This window comes from Solidesulfovibrio carbinolicus (genome assembly GCF_004135975.1).
GTDB classification, from domain to species: domain Bacteria; phylum Desulfobacterota; class Desulfovibrionia; order Desulfovibrionales; family Desulfovibrionaceae; genus Solidesulfovibrio; species Solidesulfovibrio carbinolicus.
Genome location: NZ_CP026538.1, coordinates 236,508 through 251,559 on the forward strand (window position 1 = coordinate 236,508; position 15,052 = coordinate 251,559).

General features: G+C 67.8%; 15 protein-coding genes. 6 read left to right on the forward strand and 9 right to left on the reverse strand.

Annotated elements, in window-relative coordinates; translation table 11 throughout:
- Window positions 1-83: 83 nt before the first annotated feature.
- The 4 genes from C3Y92_RS01030 to C3Y92_RS01045 form a co-directional block, all read right to left on the reverse strand.
- A complete protein-coding gene (locus C3Y92_RS01030; protein ID WP_129348653.1) occupies window positions 84-347 on the reverse strand; it encodes a hypothetical protein in 264 nt (87 codons plus the stop codon).
- Between the two features lie 137 nt (window positions 348-484).
- Window positions 485-700, reverse strand: coding sequence for a dual CXXC motif small (seleno)protein (locus C3Y92_RS01035; protein ID WP_129348655.1), 216 nt, complete (start codon window positions 698-700; stop codon window positions 485-487).
- A gap of 111 nt (window positions 701-811) precedes the next feature.
- On the reverse strand, window positions 812-1,789 hold the full coding sequence (locus C3Y92_RS01040) for an HD-GYP domain-containing protein (RefSeq protein WP_129348657.1): 978 nt from the start codon (window positions 1,787-1,789) through the stop codon (window positions 812-814).
- 69 nt (window positions 1,790-1,858) lie between these two features.
- Window positions 1,859-2,590 (reverse strand): 2-phosphosulfolactate phosphatase, encoded by a 732-nt coding sequence (locus tag C3Y92_RS01045; RefSeq protein WP_129348659.1) that lies wholly within the window; start codon window positions 2,588-2,590, stop codon window positions 1,859-1,861.
- A gap of 125 nt (window positions 2,591-2,715) precedes the next feature.
- Between C3Y92_RS01045 and C3Y92_RS01050 the strand changes: the two genes are divergently transcribed.
- The 3 genes from C3Y92_RS01050 (at window position 2,716) to C3Y92_RS01060 (ending at window position 5,239) form a co-directional block, all read left to right on the forward strand.
- The gene (locus tag C3Y92_RS01050; protein WP_129348661.1) at window positions 2,716-2,940 is read left to right on the forward strand and encodes a hypothetical protein; all 225 of its coding nucleotides are present in this window, start codon (window positions 2,716-2,718) and stop codon (window positions 2,938-2,940) included.
- An 80-nt stretch (window positions 2,941-3,020) separates the two neighbouring features.
- On the forward strand, window positions 3,021-4,172 hold the full coding sequence (proB, locus tag C3Y92_RS01055; RefSeq protein WP_129348663.1) for a glutamate 5-kinase: 1,152 nt from the start codon (window positions 3,021-3,023) through the stop codon (window positions 4,170-4,172).
- A gap of 218 nt (window positions 4,173-4,390) precedes the next feature.
- Window positions 4,391-5,239: a class I SAM-dependent methyltransferase gene (locus C3Y92_RS01060; protein ID WP_129348665.1), complete on the forward strand. Its 849-nt coding sequence runs from the start codon at window positions 4,391-4,393 to the stop codon at window positions 5,237-5,239.
- Between the two features lie 86 nt (window positions 5,240-5,325).
- Here C3Y92_RS01060 and C3Y92_RS01065 read toward each other — a convergent pair whose 3' ends face one another.
- The 3 genes from C3Y92_RS01065 to C3Y92_RS01075 all read right to left on the reverse strand — a co-directional run bounded on the left by C3Y92_RS01065 (window position 5,326) and on the right by C3Y92_RS01075 (window position 9,340).
- Complete coding sequence (locus C3Y92_RS01065) at window positions 5,326-5,859, reverse strand: cyclic nucleotide-binding domain-containing protein (protein WP_129348667.1); 534 nt, start codon at window positions 5,857-5,859, stop codon at window positions 5,326-5,328.
- Window positions 5,825-8,365 (reverse strand): ABC transporter ATP-binding protein/permease, encoded by a 2,541-nt coding sequence (locus C3Y92_RS01070; protein WP_129348669.1) that lies wholly within the window; start codon window positions 8,363-8,365, stop codon window positions 5,825-5,827. The genes C3Y92_RS01065 and C3Y92_RS01070 overlap by 35 nt, the downstream gene beginning before the upstream one ends.
- A gap of 63 nt (window positions 8,366-8,428) precedes the next feature.
- Window positions 8,429-9,340: a chemotaxis protein gene (locus C3Y92_RS01075; RefSeq protein ID WP_129348671.1), complete on the reverse strand. Its 912-nt coding sequence runs from the start codon at window positions 9,338-9,340 to the stop codon at window positions 8,429-8,431.
- 195 nt (window positions 9,341-9,535) lie between these two features.
- Between C3Y92_RS01075 and C3Y92_RS01080 the strand changes: the two genes are divergently transcribed.
- Window positions 9,536-9,820 (forward strand): hypothetical protein, encoded by a 285-nt coding sequence (locus C3Y92_RS01080; RefSeq protein ID WP_129348673.1) that lies wholly within the window; start codon window positions 9,536-9,538, stop codon window positions 9,818-9,820.
- Between the two features lie 111 nt (window positions 9,821-9,931).
- The gene (locus C3Y92_RS01085; RefSeq protein WP_129348675.1) at window positions 9,932-10,813 is read left to right on the forward strand and encodes a M23 family metallopeptidase; all 882 of its coding nucleotides are present in this window, start codon (window positions 9,932-9,934) and stop codon (window positions 10,811-10,813) included.
- On the opposite strand, the gene C3Y92_RS01090 is transcribed toward C3Y92_RS01085, so the two are convergent.
- The gene (locus C3Y92_RS01090) at window positions 10,810-12,453 is read right to left on the reverse strand and encodes a glycosyltransferase family A protein (protein ID WP_129348677.1); all 1,644 of its coding nucleotides are present in this window, start codon (window positions 12,451-12,453) and stop codon (window positions 10,810-10,812) included. The two genes, C3Y92_RS01085 and C3Y92_RS01090, sit on opposite strands and share 4 nt — an antisense overlap.
- Before the next feature lie 124 nt (window positions 12,454-12,577).
- On the opposite strand from C3Y92_RS01090, the gene C3Y92_RS01095 reads away from it, so the two are divergent.
- The gene (locus C3Y92_RS01095; RefSeq protein ID WP_129348679.1) at window positions 12,578-13,306 is read left to right on the forward strand and encodes a LysM peptidoglycan-binding domain-containing protein; all 729 of its coding nucleotides are present in this window, start codon (window positions 12,578-12,580) and stop codon (window positions 13,304-13,306) included.
- A 37-nt stretch (window positions 13,307-13,343) separates the two neighbouring features.
- On the opposite strand, the gene C3Y92_RS01100 is transcribed toward C3Y92_RS01095, so the two are convergent.
- Window positions 13,344-15,050, reverse strand: coding sequence for a CgeB family protein (locus C3Y92_RS01100; RefSeq protein WP_129348681.1), 1,707 nt, complete (start codon window positions 15,048-15,050; stop codon window positions 13,344-13,346).
- Between the last annotated feature and the right edge of the window lie 2 nt (window positions 15,051-15,052).

Sequence of the window (15,052 nt, forward strand, 5' to 3'; positions counted from 1 at the left end):
AGTGATGTTGACCCTGCCCGAAACAGCTACTCCCCTTTGGGAGGGTCACCATAGGGGCTGGGGCGGGGGGCGTCAAGAGCTTGCTAGCCCGCCTCTCCGGTCAGCTGCAGCTGTATTTTCTCGGAGAAGATATACAGCGCGTCGATGACGAAGGCGTATTCCGGAGCTTCCTCGCGCCACAGGACCATGAGGTCCTTGATCTGGGTTCGTGCCGCCGCTAGCTCGGCCGGATTCTCGGCGTTGTTGACCGCCGCCAGGGCTTCCAAATATTCGTCGCTCAAAAAGGCCGTGACCATGGCCTTGGCCACCCGGTCCTTGTCGAGGCCGTCCCACACGCCAGTCGCCATTTTTGCTCCTTCCCGGGCTCTCCGCCCGCCTGAAACCAACCGGCCGCCAACACCCCATACGGGGTTTCCAAAGGGGCTCAGCCCCTTTGGCCGCCGGAGGCATTCTTCCCTCTTTGTCTTCCATCTCAACTACATCACTACATTCTATCCATCGGCACATTGGCGTACACTTCGTCCATGTCGTCGCCGAGCTGGGCGGCGAAGCGGGCCGGATCGTGGCGTTTGCCGCAGCCCCGGCAGGCCAGCATGACGGCCAGGCAGGAGCGTTCGAAGACCAGGACGCCGCCGCAGTCCGGGCAGGCGACGCCCTTGACCGGGGCGGCCTCGAATTTGATGCGCGAAAAAAAGGCCATGCCGTCTCCTTGTGCCTGTTATACAACACAACGCCAGTTATGTTGTATAAATATAAAAATAGCTCAATGTGTGGTTTACACTGTGCGTTGTCTTGAGAAATGTAGTCGGCATTACACCATCTTGGCGTCGCTTAAAATGAGCACCAGACGCTTGAAGGCGTCCATGTCGAAGTGGTTGGACATCTCTTCGCGCATGAGGCGCAGCGCCTGGAAGGGCGGCAGGGCCTCGGCGTAGGGCCGTTTGCTGGTGAGCGCGTCGTAGACATCGGCCACGGTCAGCACCTTGACGTGGTCGGGGATAAGCGTGTCGGTGAGGCCGCCCGGGTAACCCGAGCCGTCCACGCGTTCGTGGTGCAGGAGGATGCCCTGCATGGCCGTGGGGGTCAGCCCGGCTTCCTGGCACAGAGCCACGCCCTTGACGGGGTGGGTGTTGATGACCAGCCGTTCGTCCGGGGTCAGCGGCCCGGGTTTGGACAGGATTTCATGGGGCACCCGGGTCTTGCCGATGTCGTGGAGCAGCGCGCCGATGCCGGCCTGGACCATGGTGTACTCGTCAACCTTCATGGTTTGCAGCATGGCGGCGGTATAGACGAAGACCTGCACGTTGTGGGTATGCACCGAATAATCGTGGGAGGTCAGGGCGGCGATGGCCCGCAAGGATTCGTTGGAGGCCAGAAATTCCAGGGCGCGTTCCACCAGGCTGACGACCCGGGAGTATTCGCGCTTGCCCAGGCCCTTGGGCAGGCGGGTTTCGAACACGTCGCGCACCACGGACTCGGCCGTGCCGTAGAGTACCTTGGCCCGCTCGGGCACGGGGATTTTCTCGTCGGTGAGGATCTGCGGCAGGTGCTTTTCAATATAGTGGTTGAAATCCGGGCGCTGTTCGCCCCGGATGAAGACTTCGGTGACGCCGGCGTCGTGGAGCTTTTGGCGGTGGCGCGGGGTGAATTGTTCGTTTTCGGCGGCGTAGAGCACGAACCGGCCGGCCTGGCGGATGAAGACCCGAAATCGCCCCAGGGTCTGGGGGAAGATCATCATGGGCGAGACCGCGAAAAACTGCTCTTCCTGCATCGACGCCTTGCGCAACATGCCGTGGGTGCTCCTGTGTGCCGGTCTGGTCCGTGACGGCGACCGTACTGCTTTTTCGACCGCCGCGGCTTAGGCTTGGGCCGGCATGTCGGGCTGGTCCGGTATGGGCGGCGCGTCGCGACGGGTGAGCGTGAGGCGGCCGTCGTCGTCGCGCACGGCTTCGATGAAAAAGTCGAAGGCGTCAAGGGTCAGGCACAGGTCGAAGTCGGCTTCGGGCACGATGGCCGTGTCGCCAAAAAATATTTCGGCGCTGGCCGTGCCGCGCAAAAATTTGGGGATGGCGGCAAAGGCGTTGGGCACGTCCTGGAGCAGGTTGGCCAGGTACATGCCGCACAGCTTGTCTTCCGGGGCCGGGGCCAGGCCGGCCTTGCCCATGGCCACGATGGAGACGACCTCGGGGTTTGCCGCCGCGATGGCCCGGGCCGTGGCCCCCATGTTGGCGAACGAACAGGTGATGACCCGGTCCGCGCTGCCCATGGCCGCGACAATGCCCCGCGTGCCGGCGCTGGTGGCGTGGATGACCGTGCGCCCGGTCAAGTCCAAGGCGTCCAGTTCGCTGGGCGAGTTGCCGCAGTCAAAGCCGGCGGGCTTTATGCATTGCCGCTCCCCGGCCAGGATGGCCTCGGGAAGGGCAGCCTTTAGCGCCAGGGCTTCCTCGATGCTGTCCACGGGAAGAATGCGCGCCGCGCCGCCGCCCAGGGCGTGGCAGGCCACGGTGCAGGCCCGAAACACGTCGATGACCACGGCCAGGCCCGAAGCCTCGGCCGCGCCGGTCAAAAGCTCCAACATCCGTATGCGCACGACAAATCCTCCCGGCCCAAGCTCTAGCAGCGCCGGCCCGGTTTGAAAAGCGGCCCGGACCCGCCTTGCCGGGGGGCGGGCGAGGTTGTAGAAGAGAGCAACGCCCCAAGGCAGGGAGCCGCCCCATGGCCGACACGCCCAAGCCGTTGCCGCCCCTTTTGCCCGTGATCCCCGAGTACAAGCCCTGGCTTGACCGGGTGATCAAGGAGACCGCCGCCGACGCCGGCGCGGCCGACGCCGCTTTTGCCGCCCGCCACGGGCCGGCCAGCGGCCCTGAGGGAGTTGTCCGGGCGCGGACCGAAGCCCAGGCCGAATTGGCCCGCGGCGTCATTGCCGATGAAAAGGCCTAAACGTCGTAACCAACAAGGCGACGCGTCGCGTCGCCGTTCCCCGGCGGGCAGCCCCGCCAGCCAAGCGAGAAGGAGGGCCCATGGCCCAGAGCGACTGGCGCGAGAAGCGCCGGCAAGTCATGTCCCAGGCCCGCCGGGTGGTCATCAAGGTCGGCAGCGCCGTCCTGGCCGGCCCGGACGGCGTGGATTCCCTGGTCATCGCCTCCCTGGCCCGGCAGATCGCCGAACTGGTGGCCTCGGGGCGCGAAGTGCTGCTGGTTTCCAGCGGCGCGGTGGCCGCCGGCCGGGCCGTGCTGGGCGAGCGCTACGATCCGTCGTTTCTGCCCCACCGGCAGGCCGCCTCGGCCATCGGCCAAAGCCGCATCATGCACGCCTATGACCAGGAATTTTCCCGCCACGGCCGCATCGCCGCCCAGGTGCTTTTAACCCGCGACGACCTGGACAACCGCGAGCGCTACCTCAATCTGCGCAACACCCTGTCCACGCTTTTTGATCTCGGCGCGGTGCCGGTCATCAACGAAAACGATTCGGTGGCCATCTCCGAGCTGGTCTACGGCGACAACGACTGCCTGGCCGGCCTGCTCGTGGGCACGGTGGGGGCCGACCTGTTCGTCAACCTGACCTCGGCCCGGGGCGTGTTCGCCGAGAACCCGGACGAGAATCCGGCCGCCAAGCCCATGGAATGCATCGACAACATCGCCGATCTCGACCTCGACGCCATGTGCGGGGCCAAGACCACGCTGGGCACCGGCGGCATGTATTCCAAGCTGCTCTCGGCCCGGCGCGTGGCCCAGCTCGGCGTGCCGACCCTGATCCTGGCCGGCCGCGAGGACGGGGCGCTGGCCCAGGCCTTTGGCGACGAGGGCGTGGGCACGTTTATCGTCTCGGGCTGCAAGCCCATCACCCGGCGCAAGTTCTGGCTGGCCTACCACCACGAGCCCCAAGGCACGCTCACCGTGGATGACGGCGCGGTGCGGGCGCTTAAGGACAAGGGCAAAAGCCTGCTGCCGGCCGGCATCGTGGACGTGGCCGGGGAGTTCCCGGTGGGCTCCATGGTGCGGGTGGCGGCGGTGTCCGGCGAAGTCGTGGCCCTGGGGCTGTGCAACTACGCTTCCGGTGATCTGCGCAAGATCATGGGCCTCAAGAGCACGCGCATCGCCCAGGTGCTCGGCGAAGCCGCCTACGAAGAAGCCGTGCACCGCGACAACCTGCTTCTCGACCCGGCCATCTAGCAGGGCAGCGCCCTGCACCCGGCAGGGCGCTGCCCTGCACCCGCTGGGACGCTGTCCCAGACCCTGCCAGGGCGCTGCCCTGGACCCGCCGGGGGGATTTCCCCCCGGACCCCCTGGCTGTCTGTGGCGGGCGGGGGAGCCACAAGCGGGGGAAAGGATTGAGCGAGGACGGCAGGTGAAGGAGCGCGTCGGCTGAACCGGCGCGAGGGAGAAACGCCATGGACGCGGAAGCGAAATGCCGGGAATGGAACGTCTTCGAGACCGACGGGCTGTGCTCGGTCTGCGGTCAGAAGGCGGTTTTTTCGCCGATCAAGCCCGGTTTCAGCCTGCGCGAGACGCGCTGCTCGTCCTGCCGGGCCAGCCGCCGGACCCGCGATCTGGCCCGGGTGGTGGCCCAGTTGGCCGCCGGCGAGCCGGCCCGACGTCTGCCCGAGGCCCTGCCGGCCATGATGGACTGGCGGGTGTTCGAGGCCCAGGCGGCCGGCCCGCTCCATGACCGCTTGCGCTGCCTGCCGGGCTACGTCTGTTCAGAATATGTGCCCGAGCTGGCCCAGCCCGGGGCCTGCGACCAGTCGGGGCTGCGCTGCGAGGACCTGGAGCGCCTGAGCTTTCCCGACGCGTCCTTCGATCTGGTCGTCACCCAGGACGTGTTCGAGCACGTGGCCGATCCCTGGCGGGCTTTCGCCGAAGTCTGGCGGGTGCTGGCCCCGGGCGGCCGCCATGTCTTTACCGTGCCCTTAAACGAGGGCCATCCCACCACCGCCCGGGTGCGCTTTGGCGCGTCAGGCCGGGTGGACGTGCTGCCGCCGGTGCACCACGGCGATCCGGTGCGCCAGGGCGGGTCGCTGGTGGTGACGGATTTCGGCGACGACCTGCCGCAATTGCTGACCGAGCGCGGCCAGCCCACCATCGTGGCCAGCCATGTGGCCTTCTACAAGCCCTCCGAGATGCCGGGCATCATCGACGGCGACCTCCACGCCCTCTACGAAGCAGCCTGGAAAGCCGGCGAAAAGGGCGGCTTTCTGCGCTACAATTCCGTGGTGTTCCTGACGCAAAAACCGGCCTGACATGCGGCGTTTATCCGCTGCCAGACCGGCCTTTGAAGCGATTACGCGCTCTAATCGCTTCAAATGATGCAGCGATTAACCGAAGCCTAGAACAGACTCAGCCCCATCTCGTTGCCCCGGCCGGCGCATTCCTCGGCGTGGGCGGTCAGAAACGCCTCTTCCCAGCGGAACACGTGGGCCACCACGTTGTGCAGGATTTTGGGCAGGATGTCCGGGAAACGCTCGGCGGTCTTGAGGAACTTCTCCTTGGACAGGGTCAGGCACTGGGTCGGCGCGGCCGCCCGCACCGTGTACAGGGCCTTGGCCGAGGCCAGAAGCCCCAGGCCCCCGAAGAAAAAGCCCGGGCCGCGCGTCAGCATGGGCGCGTCGCAGCCCTCGACGTGGCGCAGCACGTGCACCTCGCCGCACAGCACGTAAAATGATCGGTCGAGCGCCTCGCCCTGGTCGCACAGCGATTCGCCGGCCGAAAAGCTTTCGGCCGTGGACAGGTAGGCCAGCACCTTCACCACGTCCAAGGGCACGCCGTTAAAAATCGGCAACTCCCGCAGCAGGTCCAGATGGTCGTTGAACCCGCAGGCCGACAGGTTAGGCCCTTGCGGCCGCTCCGTAGACGAGCTCATAGAGCATCCCCTTTTTGTCCATGAGGTCGGCGTAGGAACCGACCTCGACGATGCGGCCGGCCTTCATGACCGCCACCTTGTCGTAGTTCTTGATGGTGTCCAGCCGGTGCACCACGGCGATGACCGTGGAGCGCCCCCGCCACTTGTTTTCCAGCAGGTTCTGGATGCGGGCCTGGGAGGCGTTGTCCAGGGCCGCCGTGGCCTCGTCGAGGATGAGCACCGGCGGTTCCTTGAGAAACGCCCGGGCCAGGGCCACCTTTTGGCGCTGGCCGCCGGACAGGCGGTCGCCCATGGACCCGACCTGGAAGTCGAGGCCGATCTCCAGCACCCGCTCCAGCATGTCCTCTTCGATGAGCAGGCTGACGATGGTCTTCTGGATCTGGTCCACCACCTTGGCGCTGGTGGTCTTGAGGCGGCCAAACAGGATGTTGTCCATGACGGTCATGGAATAGAGATAGTCCTCACGGCGCAGGAACGTCACCGCGCCCGGCAGGTCCGAGGCCACGCGCTCGGCGAACATGGCCCGGCCCTGGAGCAGCAGGCCTTCCAGGATGTGGGACAGCCCGACGATGGTGTGCTTGCCCGGGGTGAAACGCAGGGCAAGCGTCAGGAGCAGCCGCTCGTCCTCGGGAGAGAGTTTGTGCAGCCGCACCCGGCCCAGCCGCCCGGCCAGATCGCGGTAGGTCTCGAACTCGTCCACGGTGATGGGCGATTGCTCGAAAAAGGTGGCGTCCGGGGAGGGCACGTCCTTCAAGATGTCCACGGTGCGGGCGGCCAGCTCGGCCCCGGTCTGGACCAGCAGCATCTTCAGGCCCGCGTCGTGGAGGAAGCCGATGAAAAACGGATTGGCCGGCAGATTCTCCGGGGCCAGATCGTCCCGGTTGGGCGTGCCGAAGACGATGTTCTCGGCCACGCTGCTGTAGTAGAGGTATTGGGTGGGATCGAAAAACTCGACCCAGTCGGCCAGGCTCTCGGCGTGGCCGGCATGGTAGGCCTCGCGCACCCGCACCACCTTCTTGACGAGATTTTCCTTTTTGCCTTCCTTGAAGACCGAATTGAGGCCAAAACGCAGGATGTCGGCGAAAAGCCCGACCTGCTGCACCACGGCGATGATCTCGTCCACCGTGGGCAGGCCGTCCTCGCCCGTGACGCCGTGGGCCTCGCGCCGGGCGTTGATGGAATAGAGCAGGTTGGCCCGGATGGTGCCTTCAAAGATGAAGGGATGCTGGGACACCACGCCCATGTTGTCGGCGATGTCGGACTTGGGCAGGGCGTCGATGTCGTTGCCGTCAAAGGTGGCCGAGCCGCCGGTGTATTTGAGGTTCTGGCACAGGCAAAGGGCCAGGGTGGACTTGCCCGAGCCGGAAAAACCGACCAGGGCCGTGAGTTCGCCCGGCGCGATGTCCAGGGACACGCCCTTTAAGAGTTGGATGCCGCCCGGCACTTCCATCACCAGGTTGTTGGCCGAAAACGCCCCGGCCAGGGCCAGGGGCGGGCGCGGATCGGCCGGTTCCTCGATGAACTCCGGGTCCCCCTGGAAATATTCCATGATGCGGTCGTAGCTGACCGAGGCGTCCTGGTAGGTCTGGTAGAAATCCATCAGCTCCTTCCAGGGATCGTAGAGCTTCTCGTTGGCCGAGAGAAAAGCCACCAGCGCGCCCAGGTCGAAGCGGCCGTTGATGGCCAGATAGCCGCCCACGAGAAAGAGCACGAAGGGGCCGAGGTTCTGGAAGAAGTTGTTGGAGACCTTGATGGCGAACTTATACAGGTTCCAGACCACGCGCACCTTGAAGAGCTTGTCGGCCATAGCCCCGAAGCGTTTGTTTTCCAGGCGGAAGCTGGCGTTGGCGTGGACTTCGTGGATGCCGGAAACAGTTTCGCTGATGAGCGTCGAGAGCTGGCGGCCGGTGTCCACGCGTTGCTTGTTGGCGGCGTTGGCGCGCTTTTGCAGGGCCGGGATGACCAGGATGGCGATGGGATAAAGCGCCATGCTGATGACGGCCATAAGCGGATTCAAATAGAAGAGGTAGCCGGCGAAAGCGAAGAGGGTGAGCACGTTGGTGACGGGCACGGCAATGGCCTGGCCCACGAATTCGCCGGTGTTGGCCACCTCGGCAATGAGCGATGAGACCACCATGCCGGGCGAGGCCTTGCGAAAAAACGACATGGGGAGCTTTAGGATGTGGGCGTAGAGCTGCTTGCGCAGGTCGGTGAGCGACTGCTGGCCGATGTAGTTTTGCAGGGCGTTTATGGCGAGCTTAAGCCCCGAGGCGGCCACCACGCAGGCCAGATAATAGCCGCAGTACATGAGGAGCAAGTCCAGGCGCTTGAGCGAAATGGCCTGGTTGATGATCTTTTTTTGCATCTCCAGGGGCAGCACCCGTACGGCCACGGTGACCACGATGATGATGAGCAGGATGCCCTGGAGCTTTAAATTGCTGGTCCAGACCCAGGAGAACAGCGACCGTTTGTACAGGGCGTCTGGAATGTCGGGGCGCAGCTTCATGCGACGGTCCGCCTTGGCTCGGATATTTGCAGGACTGTGCCCCGGTTTGCCGGCGAAGGCAATCTAGTCGGCCAGGGTGCGGCGCTTTTCGATCAAATCCATGGCCAGTCGGGCCAGGTCGCCGAACTGGGGCTTGGAGATCTGTTCGTCGGCCCCCACCGACAGCCCCTTGTGGCGCAGCTCGTCGGTAATAAGCGAGGAGAACAGGATGACCGGCAGCCGGGCCAGGGCCGGGGTCTCGCGGATGCGCCGGGTCAGGGTATAGCCGTCCAGGCGCGGCATTTCGATGTCCGAGATGACGATGTCCGGGCGCACGCCCTCAGGGTTCAGGAGCAGGCCCAGGGCCTGTTGGCCGTCGCCGGCCAGCACGATCTCGAAATTGGCGGCTTCCAGGCGTTCCCGGATCATGTGGCGCATGACGCCTGAATCCTCGGCCACCAGGGCCCGCAGGCGTTTTGCCGAGGGCGGCGGGGCGTCGTCATCCTGGGGCAGGCCGGCGTCGAGCTCGAAGATGATCTTTTCAAGGTCCAAAAGCAGGATGAAGCGGCCTTCGTGGCGCACCAGACCCGTGACGGCGTTGGCGCCCAGGGAGGAAATGGCCTGATGGGGCGGTTCCACGTCGCGCCAGTGGAAGCGGTGGATGTTGGTGACGCCGGTGGCCAGAAAGCCGGTGGTGCGGCTGTTGAAGCGGGTGACCAGAATGATCTCGTGGGGACGGCGCGCCCGGGGCAGCCCCAGCCACACGGCCAGATCCAGCACCGGCAGCACGATGTCGCGCAGCGGAATGGCCCCCATGAAGCAGGGATGCGGCGCGCCGGGAAGCGGTTCCAGGCCCGGCGATTCGATGACTTCCAGCACCTTGGCCACGTTGACGCCGTAGTTGGTGACGCCGCGCTCGGGGCCTTCGTCAATGAAAAATTCGATGATTTCGAGTTCGTTGGTTCCGGCTTCGAGCAAAATATCGGACTGGGCCATGGCGGCTCCCGGCAAGGGGCAAAAGGTTGGCGGCGATCTTTGAACAATAGACGAGACCCGGCAGCCTGTAAATCAAATCCGCCCGAACCGCCCTTGGTTGACAGCGGCTGAGGGCATCTTATAGCCAAAGTAAGAGCCGGCGTGCGCCGGAGCGGCCCCGGGCGCGGCAATGCCCGGCGGCAAGGAGGAGTCGTCATGCGTCTTTGCGCCCTTATCCTGGCCTTGTCCCTGCTTCCGGCCCCGGTCATGGCCGCCTCGTGGAGCTTTTCCACTCCCTACGGTTCGACCTCGGGTTCCCTGGATCCCAATGCCGTGACCGTCAACAGCGCCGGCAGCTTGTCCTTGTCCTCCACCTTGCTCGACTGGAGCTTTTCCCTGGACAAGCCCACCACCAGCCTGTCCGGGTCGGCCACGGTCAACGGTCAGGCCTATTCCGGTTCTTTTGACTGGAGCGACCTGTTCGCCTGGCTCTTTGGCTAGCCGCGCCCCGTCCTTGCCGTCCCTCTGCATCCCCTTTCAGGGGGTCCGGGGGGCTTAGCCCCCCGGCCGCCGGAGGCATCTTCTCTTTTCGTTGTTTTCCGACTCCGCCCCATGCTCGAACGCGAACTCGAAATATTCCTCCACGGCCCGGGCGGCATCCGGCGGTTGTTCATCTATCGACGCTGGATGTTTCTCGCGCCGGCCCTGGTTCTTTTGGCCCTGGCCTCGGCCGGGGCCTGGCTGTGGCGGTTCGAGGCCGGCTACGAGACCCTGGCCGCCCGGCGTCAGGCCGCCTTGGGGCGGCTGGTGGCCCAGAAGGCGGCGGCCATGCGCCTGCGCGAGCGGATGCGCCTTTTGGGGGAGGAGGCCGGGCGCATTGCCTCGTTTAACGCCAAGCTCGGGATCATGCTCGACCAGCCGGCGGCCGACCCCGGCACCATGGGCGAGGCCCGGACCCCCCGGATGCCGGACGCGGCCATGGGCGAGTCCCTGGGACGGCGGCTGTTCGATTTTCTGGACGCCTTAAGCGGGCGCATGGCCCGGGAGGAGGCGGCCCAGCAGATGCTGGCCCGTAGCCTGGTCGAGCGCAAACTGGAATTTTTGGCCAAACCCACCCTGTGGCCGGCCCGGGGTTATGTCACCTCCGGGTTTGGCCCGAGGCGTTCGCCTTTTGGCCGGGGCGGCGATTTCCACAACGGCGTGGACATCAAGGTGCCCACCGGCAGCCCGGTCTACGCCGCCGGGGCCGGGCGCGTGGTCGAGGCCGGGACCATGGCCGGCTACGGGTTCATCGTCATCATTGCCCATGATTACGGGCTGGAGACGGTCTACGCCCACCTCAAGAAGTTCGACGTCAAGGTCGGCCAGGAGGTCAAGCGCGGCCAGTTGATCGCCCAGTCCGGCAACTCCGGCCGCAGCACCGGCGCGCACCTGCACTACGAAGTCCGGGCCGGCGGCACGCCGGTCAATCCCCGGCAGTATCTCCTCGATTAATCGGCAAGCCGTTGGTGCACCGCGGCAAAGGCCTCGGCCAGGCAGGCCCAGGCCAGGTCCAGGTCGCGTTCGGCGGCTTGCTCCATGGCCTGCCGGGAAAAAAGCCCGTCGAGCTTGGTGCGCGCGCCCAGGAGCTGGCCCACGGCGGCGGCGCTTTTGGCCTGGCCCGGCCCGGCGTGCTGGCGGTGGGCCACGGCGGCGGTGCCGACGTAGACGGCCCGGCGGCCAGCGGTAAAGCCGGCCAGATCCCGGGCCAGATCGTCGAACTGACTGGGTGAGAAGCGGATGTCGAAAGGGGCGGCCGGCCCGGCCAGGGCGCGGGCGCGCAGCAGATGGCAGCAGCCGGAAACCGAGGCGCAGGGACGCACGACGGCCAAGAGGCCGAGGTCCGGCCCGGGGCCGGCATTGACCAGCGGGCGCACGGCATGGGCCTCGTCCGGGGGGAGCAGCCTCACGTCGGCGGCCTGGGCGACCCGGGCCGCGCCCGGCGCGTCGGCCACCACCCGGGCGCCGGCCACGTCGGCCTCGGCATCGGCGGCCAAGGCCCCGGCGAGCTGCTCCAGCCAGTCCGGCGCGACCAGGGCGTCGTCGTCGAGGTAGGCGGCCAGATCGTCGGGACCCAGGCCGGCCGTGCGGGCCAGCCAGTTGCGTGCGGCCGGCGCGCCGACGTTTATGGGCAGGGTCAAGCAGGCAAACCGTCCCGGGGCGAAGCCCTCGGCCATGGCCCGGCACACGGCCGCCGTGTCATCGGTTCCGCCGTTGTCCAGCACCGTGACCCGGGCCGGCCCGAGCCGGCTTGCCGCCAGCCGTTCCAGGGTCGGGCGCAGCAGGGCGGCCCGGTTCCAGGTGTAGACGAAGACGTGGAGGGTCCCGGGCAGGGTGTTGAGATCGGCGGCCGGCGGCGGGGCCAGGAGCGCGGCCAGCCGGGCCGTGAGATCGGGATGCCAGTTGTCCTCGCGCCACAGCGTCGCCAGGGCCTCGGCCGCCGCCTCGCGCTGGCCGGTCTCGGCCAGCAGATGGGCCTGGGCCAGGGCGGCGTAGCGCGGGAAGCAATCCCGGTCCAGGCGGGAAAGGGTCGCCTGCCAGGCGGCCGGGCCGTCCCAGGCCAGGGCGGCTTCCAGGGCCAGACGCGCGCCAAGGGGCGTCAAGGCGGGATCGGCCAGAAGCGGGGCCACGGCCTGCCGGGCCAGCTCCGGCAGCCCACGGACCAGGGCCAGGGCAAAGGCTTTGCCGCGCCAGTAGAGGCCATGCCGGGGATCGTCCATGGCGGGAGCCAGAAAGGCCAGGGCCGGGCCGGGGTCCGGGGCCTGGGCCAGGGGGGTCAGGGCCTGGGCGTTGGCCGGACGGACCAGCCGCCGGGCCAGTTCCCGGGTGAGCGCCCGGCGGGCCGGGGCGTCGTCCAGGGGCCGGCCGGCCTCGCGGGCGGCGGCGGCCAGGGCCGGGTCCAGGGGGGCGCGTTCAAAGCCCCAGGCGGCAAGCTTGGCGGACAGGATCGAGAATTTGGGCGCGCCGGCGGCCAGGACGGCCAACCCGGCGGCCTGATGGCGCAGGAGCCAGTCGCCTTCCAGGCCGTAAGCCCACAGCGGCAGATGGGGCCGCAGGCTGGCGGCGGGCGGATGGGGCGCGAGGCGGTGTATCATGGCGTCCGGTGCTGGCAAGGTTTGGCGGTTTGACGAAAGGCGCGTTACAGGGCATGTAACGCTCGCTTCCCGACATGAAAAGGCCTGGCCCGGAAACGGACCCGCCAGGGCATGAGGACCCGAGATGCTTCGAGGAACATCCACTGTTTTCCTGCTGCTCGTCGTTATGGGCGCGGCCCTTGGCCTGACGGCCGGGTGCGGCAAATACGACGGGCTTGAACGCAATATGCAGTACGTGTCCGACGACCTGGTGCGCAAGGACGCGGCGCTTGCCTGGCAGCAGGTCACGGCCGCCCACGCCGCCTGGCAAAAGGCCGGCCAGAGCCACGAGCCGGCCGACGCCGCCTTTGTCGCCTACCAGGACGCCTACGGCCGCTATGCGGTGGTCTACAACGAACTGCTGGACCGCACCAACGCGCCCGGCGGGTTTTCCAGCCGGTTGCGCACCCCGACCGACACCCTGCCGCCGCCGCCGCCGGGCGTGTCCGTGCCGCCGGCCCAGGCTTCGCCGGCCCCGACCCCGGAGATGGAGCCGGCCGGCCGCGAACTGACCGACACGACGCCTGCCCGTCCCCTGGCCGGTGGCGCGGCCAAACCCGCCCCGACGCCGGCTTCGGCCGCCGTGGTCCCTGCGGCTCCGGCTCCGGCCGCGACGCCGACCGCCGCGCCGGCCTCGGGCAAGGCCAAGGTCGTGCCGGCCGGACCGGGTTCCTACATTATCCAGCCCGGGGACACCTTGTATTCCATCGCCAAGCGCCATGGCCTGAGCGAAAAGCGGCTGGCCGAGGCCAACGGCATCGCCGATCCGACCAAGATCGCCGTGGGCAAGGCCCTGACCATCCCGGCGCCCTGAGTTCTTTCGACTTATCTCGTGAAATCAAGGCCTTCGGCTAGCCGCCGAAGGCCTTTTTCATGGCCAAGGCCAGCGCCTTCAGACGGTGCTCGTAGGTGTGCTCGGCCGCGATGCGTTCCCGGGCCGCCCGGCTTAGGCGCTCACGCTCGGCCGGATGGACCAAGTAATGCCGGGCCAGGGCTTCGATCTCGCCGGGTTCGGCGTAGACGGCCGCCTCCTGGCCGGGCGTGAACAGCGCCGCCAGCTGCTCACGGGCGTCGGTGAGGACAAAGCCGCCGGCCGCCGGCACGTCGAACACCCGCTGGTTGACCGCGCCCTTCATCTGCAGGCTGGTGGCGTTGAGGCTGACGTCGCTTTGGGAGTAAAAAAGCGGCAGGTCGTCGTAATAATCCAGGGGGGCCAAGCGCTTCCAGGCCGTGCCGCAGCCCGGATAGACCGTTTCCCAGCCGTGGTCCCCGGCAATGAGCGGCCTAAGCGGCAGCAGGCGCGACACGCAGTCCTGACGGTAGCGCCGGGTGGCCTCCCAGGTCAGGGCCAGTTCGGCCTCCAGGCGTTTCTCGCTGCCGTCCAGGGCGGCATAAAGGTCGGCCGTGGCCGGATGCCCGGCCAGGAAACGGCCGGCGTCGCGCTCGGGCGAGGCGGCGAAGGCGTCGGCCGCCGCCCTAACGCCTCGGGCCAGGGCCGGGGACAGCCGGGCCAGGGTTTCGGCTGCTTGACCGTTCATGGACGCCCCGACAAAAGACGCCGCCGCCCGCCAGGGATGGCCGGCCACCGGGGCGCGCGGGGCAAACCGGGCCGGGTCCGTGGCCAGGGGCAGCCAGGCGGTGTGGGCAAATCCCTGGCCGGCCATGGCCTGGGCCATGTCGGCGTCGTAGGAAAAGAGCATGACTCCGGGGCCGGCCAGCCCGGCGAAATCGTGGAGCACCAGGCGCGGGCTGTCCACGAACCAGGAGGCCAGGGGCAGCCCGATCTCGGCCAGCAGGGCGGTGAGCCGGCCTTCCCGGTCCAGGCCCAGATGGTTGACGGTGAGCGCGAAGTCCGGCCGAAACCGGGCCACGGCGGCGAGCAGCCCCTCGACCACGGCGGTCTCGCCGCGCTCGCCCCGGCCCATGTCCAGGCGCTCGTGGGGCATGTCCAGGCGGTCGAACGCCGTTTCGATCTCGCGGTAGAGGAAATAGGGCCGCCACAAGAGCAGCACGCGCGGCTTGGGCGAGGCAAGCTTTTGGTAGCCGATCTCCCGGCGCAGGGCTTCGTAGCGGGCGCAGCCGGCCGCCACGCCGGCCTGCCAGTCCGGGTCCAGGCGGGGATAGGCCGGGTGGACGACGAGGCACAGCCGGGCGAACCCGGCCGCTCGGGCGGCGTCGGCGGCCGCCCCGGCGGCGGCCAGGGGATCGGCGTCGTCCCGGAAAACGACCTTCGTCTCGGCGGCGAACCGCTCCCTCACGCCGGCGGCTTCCTGGATGGCGGCCTGCCGGTCGAGGACAAAGACGGCCGGGCAACCGGCCTCCAGGGCGGCCGCGATGCCGTGTCCCAGGCCCGCGCCCAAAAGGACGGCCACCGGCGGCCGGTCGTCGGGCGCGGTCAGGGCGGCCCGCGCCCGGGCGGCCTCGGCCGCGCCGCCGCCCCGGCCGGCCAGATGGCGGACCTTGCCGTCGGCCTCCAGGCGCACGTCGACCACCGTGCCGTCCGGGGCGGAAAGGGCGGTGGCCACGTAGGCCGGGGACTTTGGCGGCGCGGGCGGCATGG

Bases quoted from the DNA above. Each gene is read 5' to 3' on its own strand.
- C3Y92_RS01030 (WP_129348653.1), bottom strand. From the start codon at position 347: ATGGCGACTGGCGTGTGGGACGGCCTCGACAAGGACCGGGTGGCCAAG.
- C3Y92_RS01035 (WP_129348655.1), bottom strand. From the start codon at position 700: ATGGCCTTTTTTTCGCGCATCAAATTCGAGGCCGCCCCGGTCAAGGGC.
- C3Y92_RS01040 (WP_129348657.1), bottom strand. From the start codon at position 1,789: ATGTTGCGCAAGGCGTCGATGCAGGAAGAGCAGTTTTTCGCGGTCTCG.
- C3Y92_RS01050 (WP_129348661.1), top strand. From the start codon at position 2,716: ATGGCCGACACGCCCAAGCCGTTGCCGCCCCTTTTGCCCGTGATCCCC.
- proB (WP_129348663.1), top strand. From the start codon at position 3,021: ATGGCCCAGAGCGACTGGCGCGAGAAGCGCCGGCAAGTCATGTCCCAG.
- C3Y92_RS01060 (WP_129348665.1), top strand. From the start codon at position 4,391: ATGGACGCGGAAGCGAAATGCCGGGAATGGAACGTCTTCGAGACCGAC.
- C3Y92_RS01065 (WP_129348667.1), bottom strand. From the start codon at position 5,859: ATGAGCTCGTCTACGGAGCGGCCGCAAGGGCCTAACCTGTCGGCCTGC.
- C3Y92_RS01070 (WP_129348669.1), bottom strand. From the start codon at position 8,365: ATGAAGCTGCGCCCCGACATTCCAGACGCCCTGTACAAACGGTCGCTG.
- C3Y92_RS01075 (WP_129348671.1), bottom strand. From the start codon at position 9,340: ATGGCCCAGTCCGATATTTTGCTCGAAGCCGGAACCAACGAACTCGAA.
- C3Y92_RS01080 (WP_129348673.1), top strand. From the start codon at position 9,536: ATGCGTCTTTGCGCCCTTATCCTGGCCTTGTCCCTGCTTCCGGCCCCG.
- C3Y92_RS01085 (WP_129348675.1), top strand. From the start codon at position 9,932: ATGCTCGAACGCGAACTCGAAATATTCCTCCACGGCCCGGGCGGCATC.
- C3Y92_RS01090 (WP_129348677.1), bottom strand. From the start codon at position 12,453: ATGATACACCGCCTCGCGCCCCATCCGCCCGCCGCCAGCCTGCGGCCC.
- C3Y92_RS01095 (WP_129348679.1), top strand. From the start codon at position 12,578: ATGCTTCGAGGAACATCCACTGTTTTCCTGCTGCTCGTCGTTATGGGC.
- C3Y92_RS01100 (WP_129348681.1), bottom strand. From the start codon at position 15,050: ATGCCGCCCGCGCCGCCAAAGTCCCCGGCCTACGTGGCCACCGCCCTT.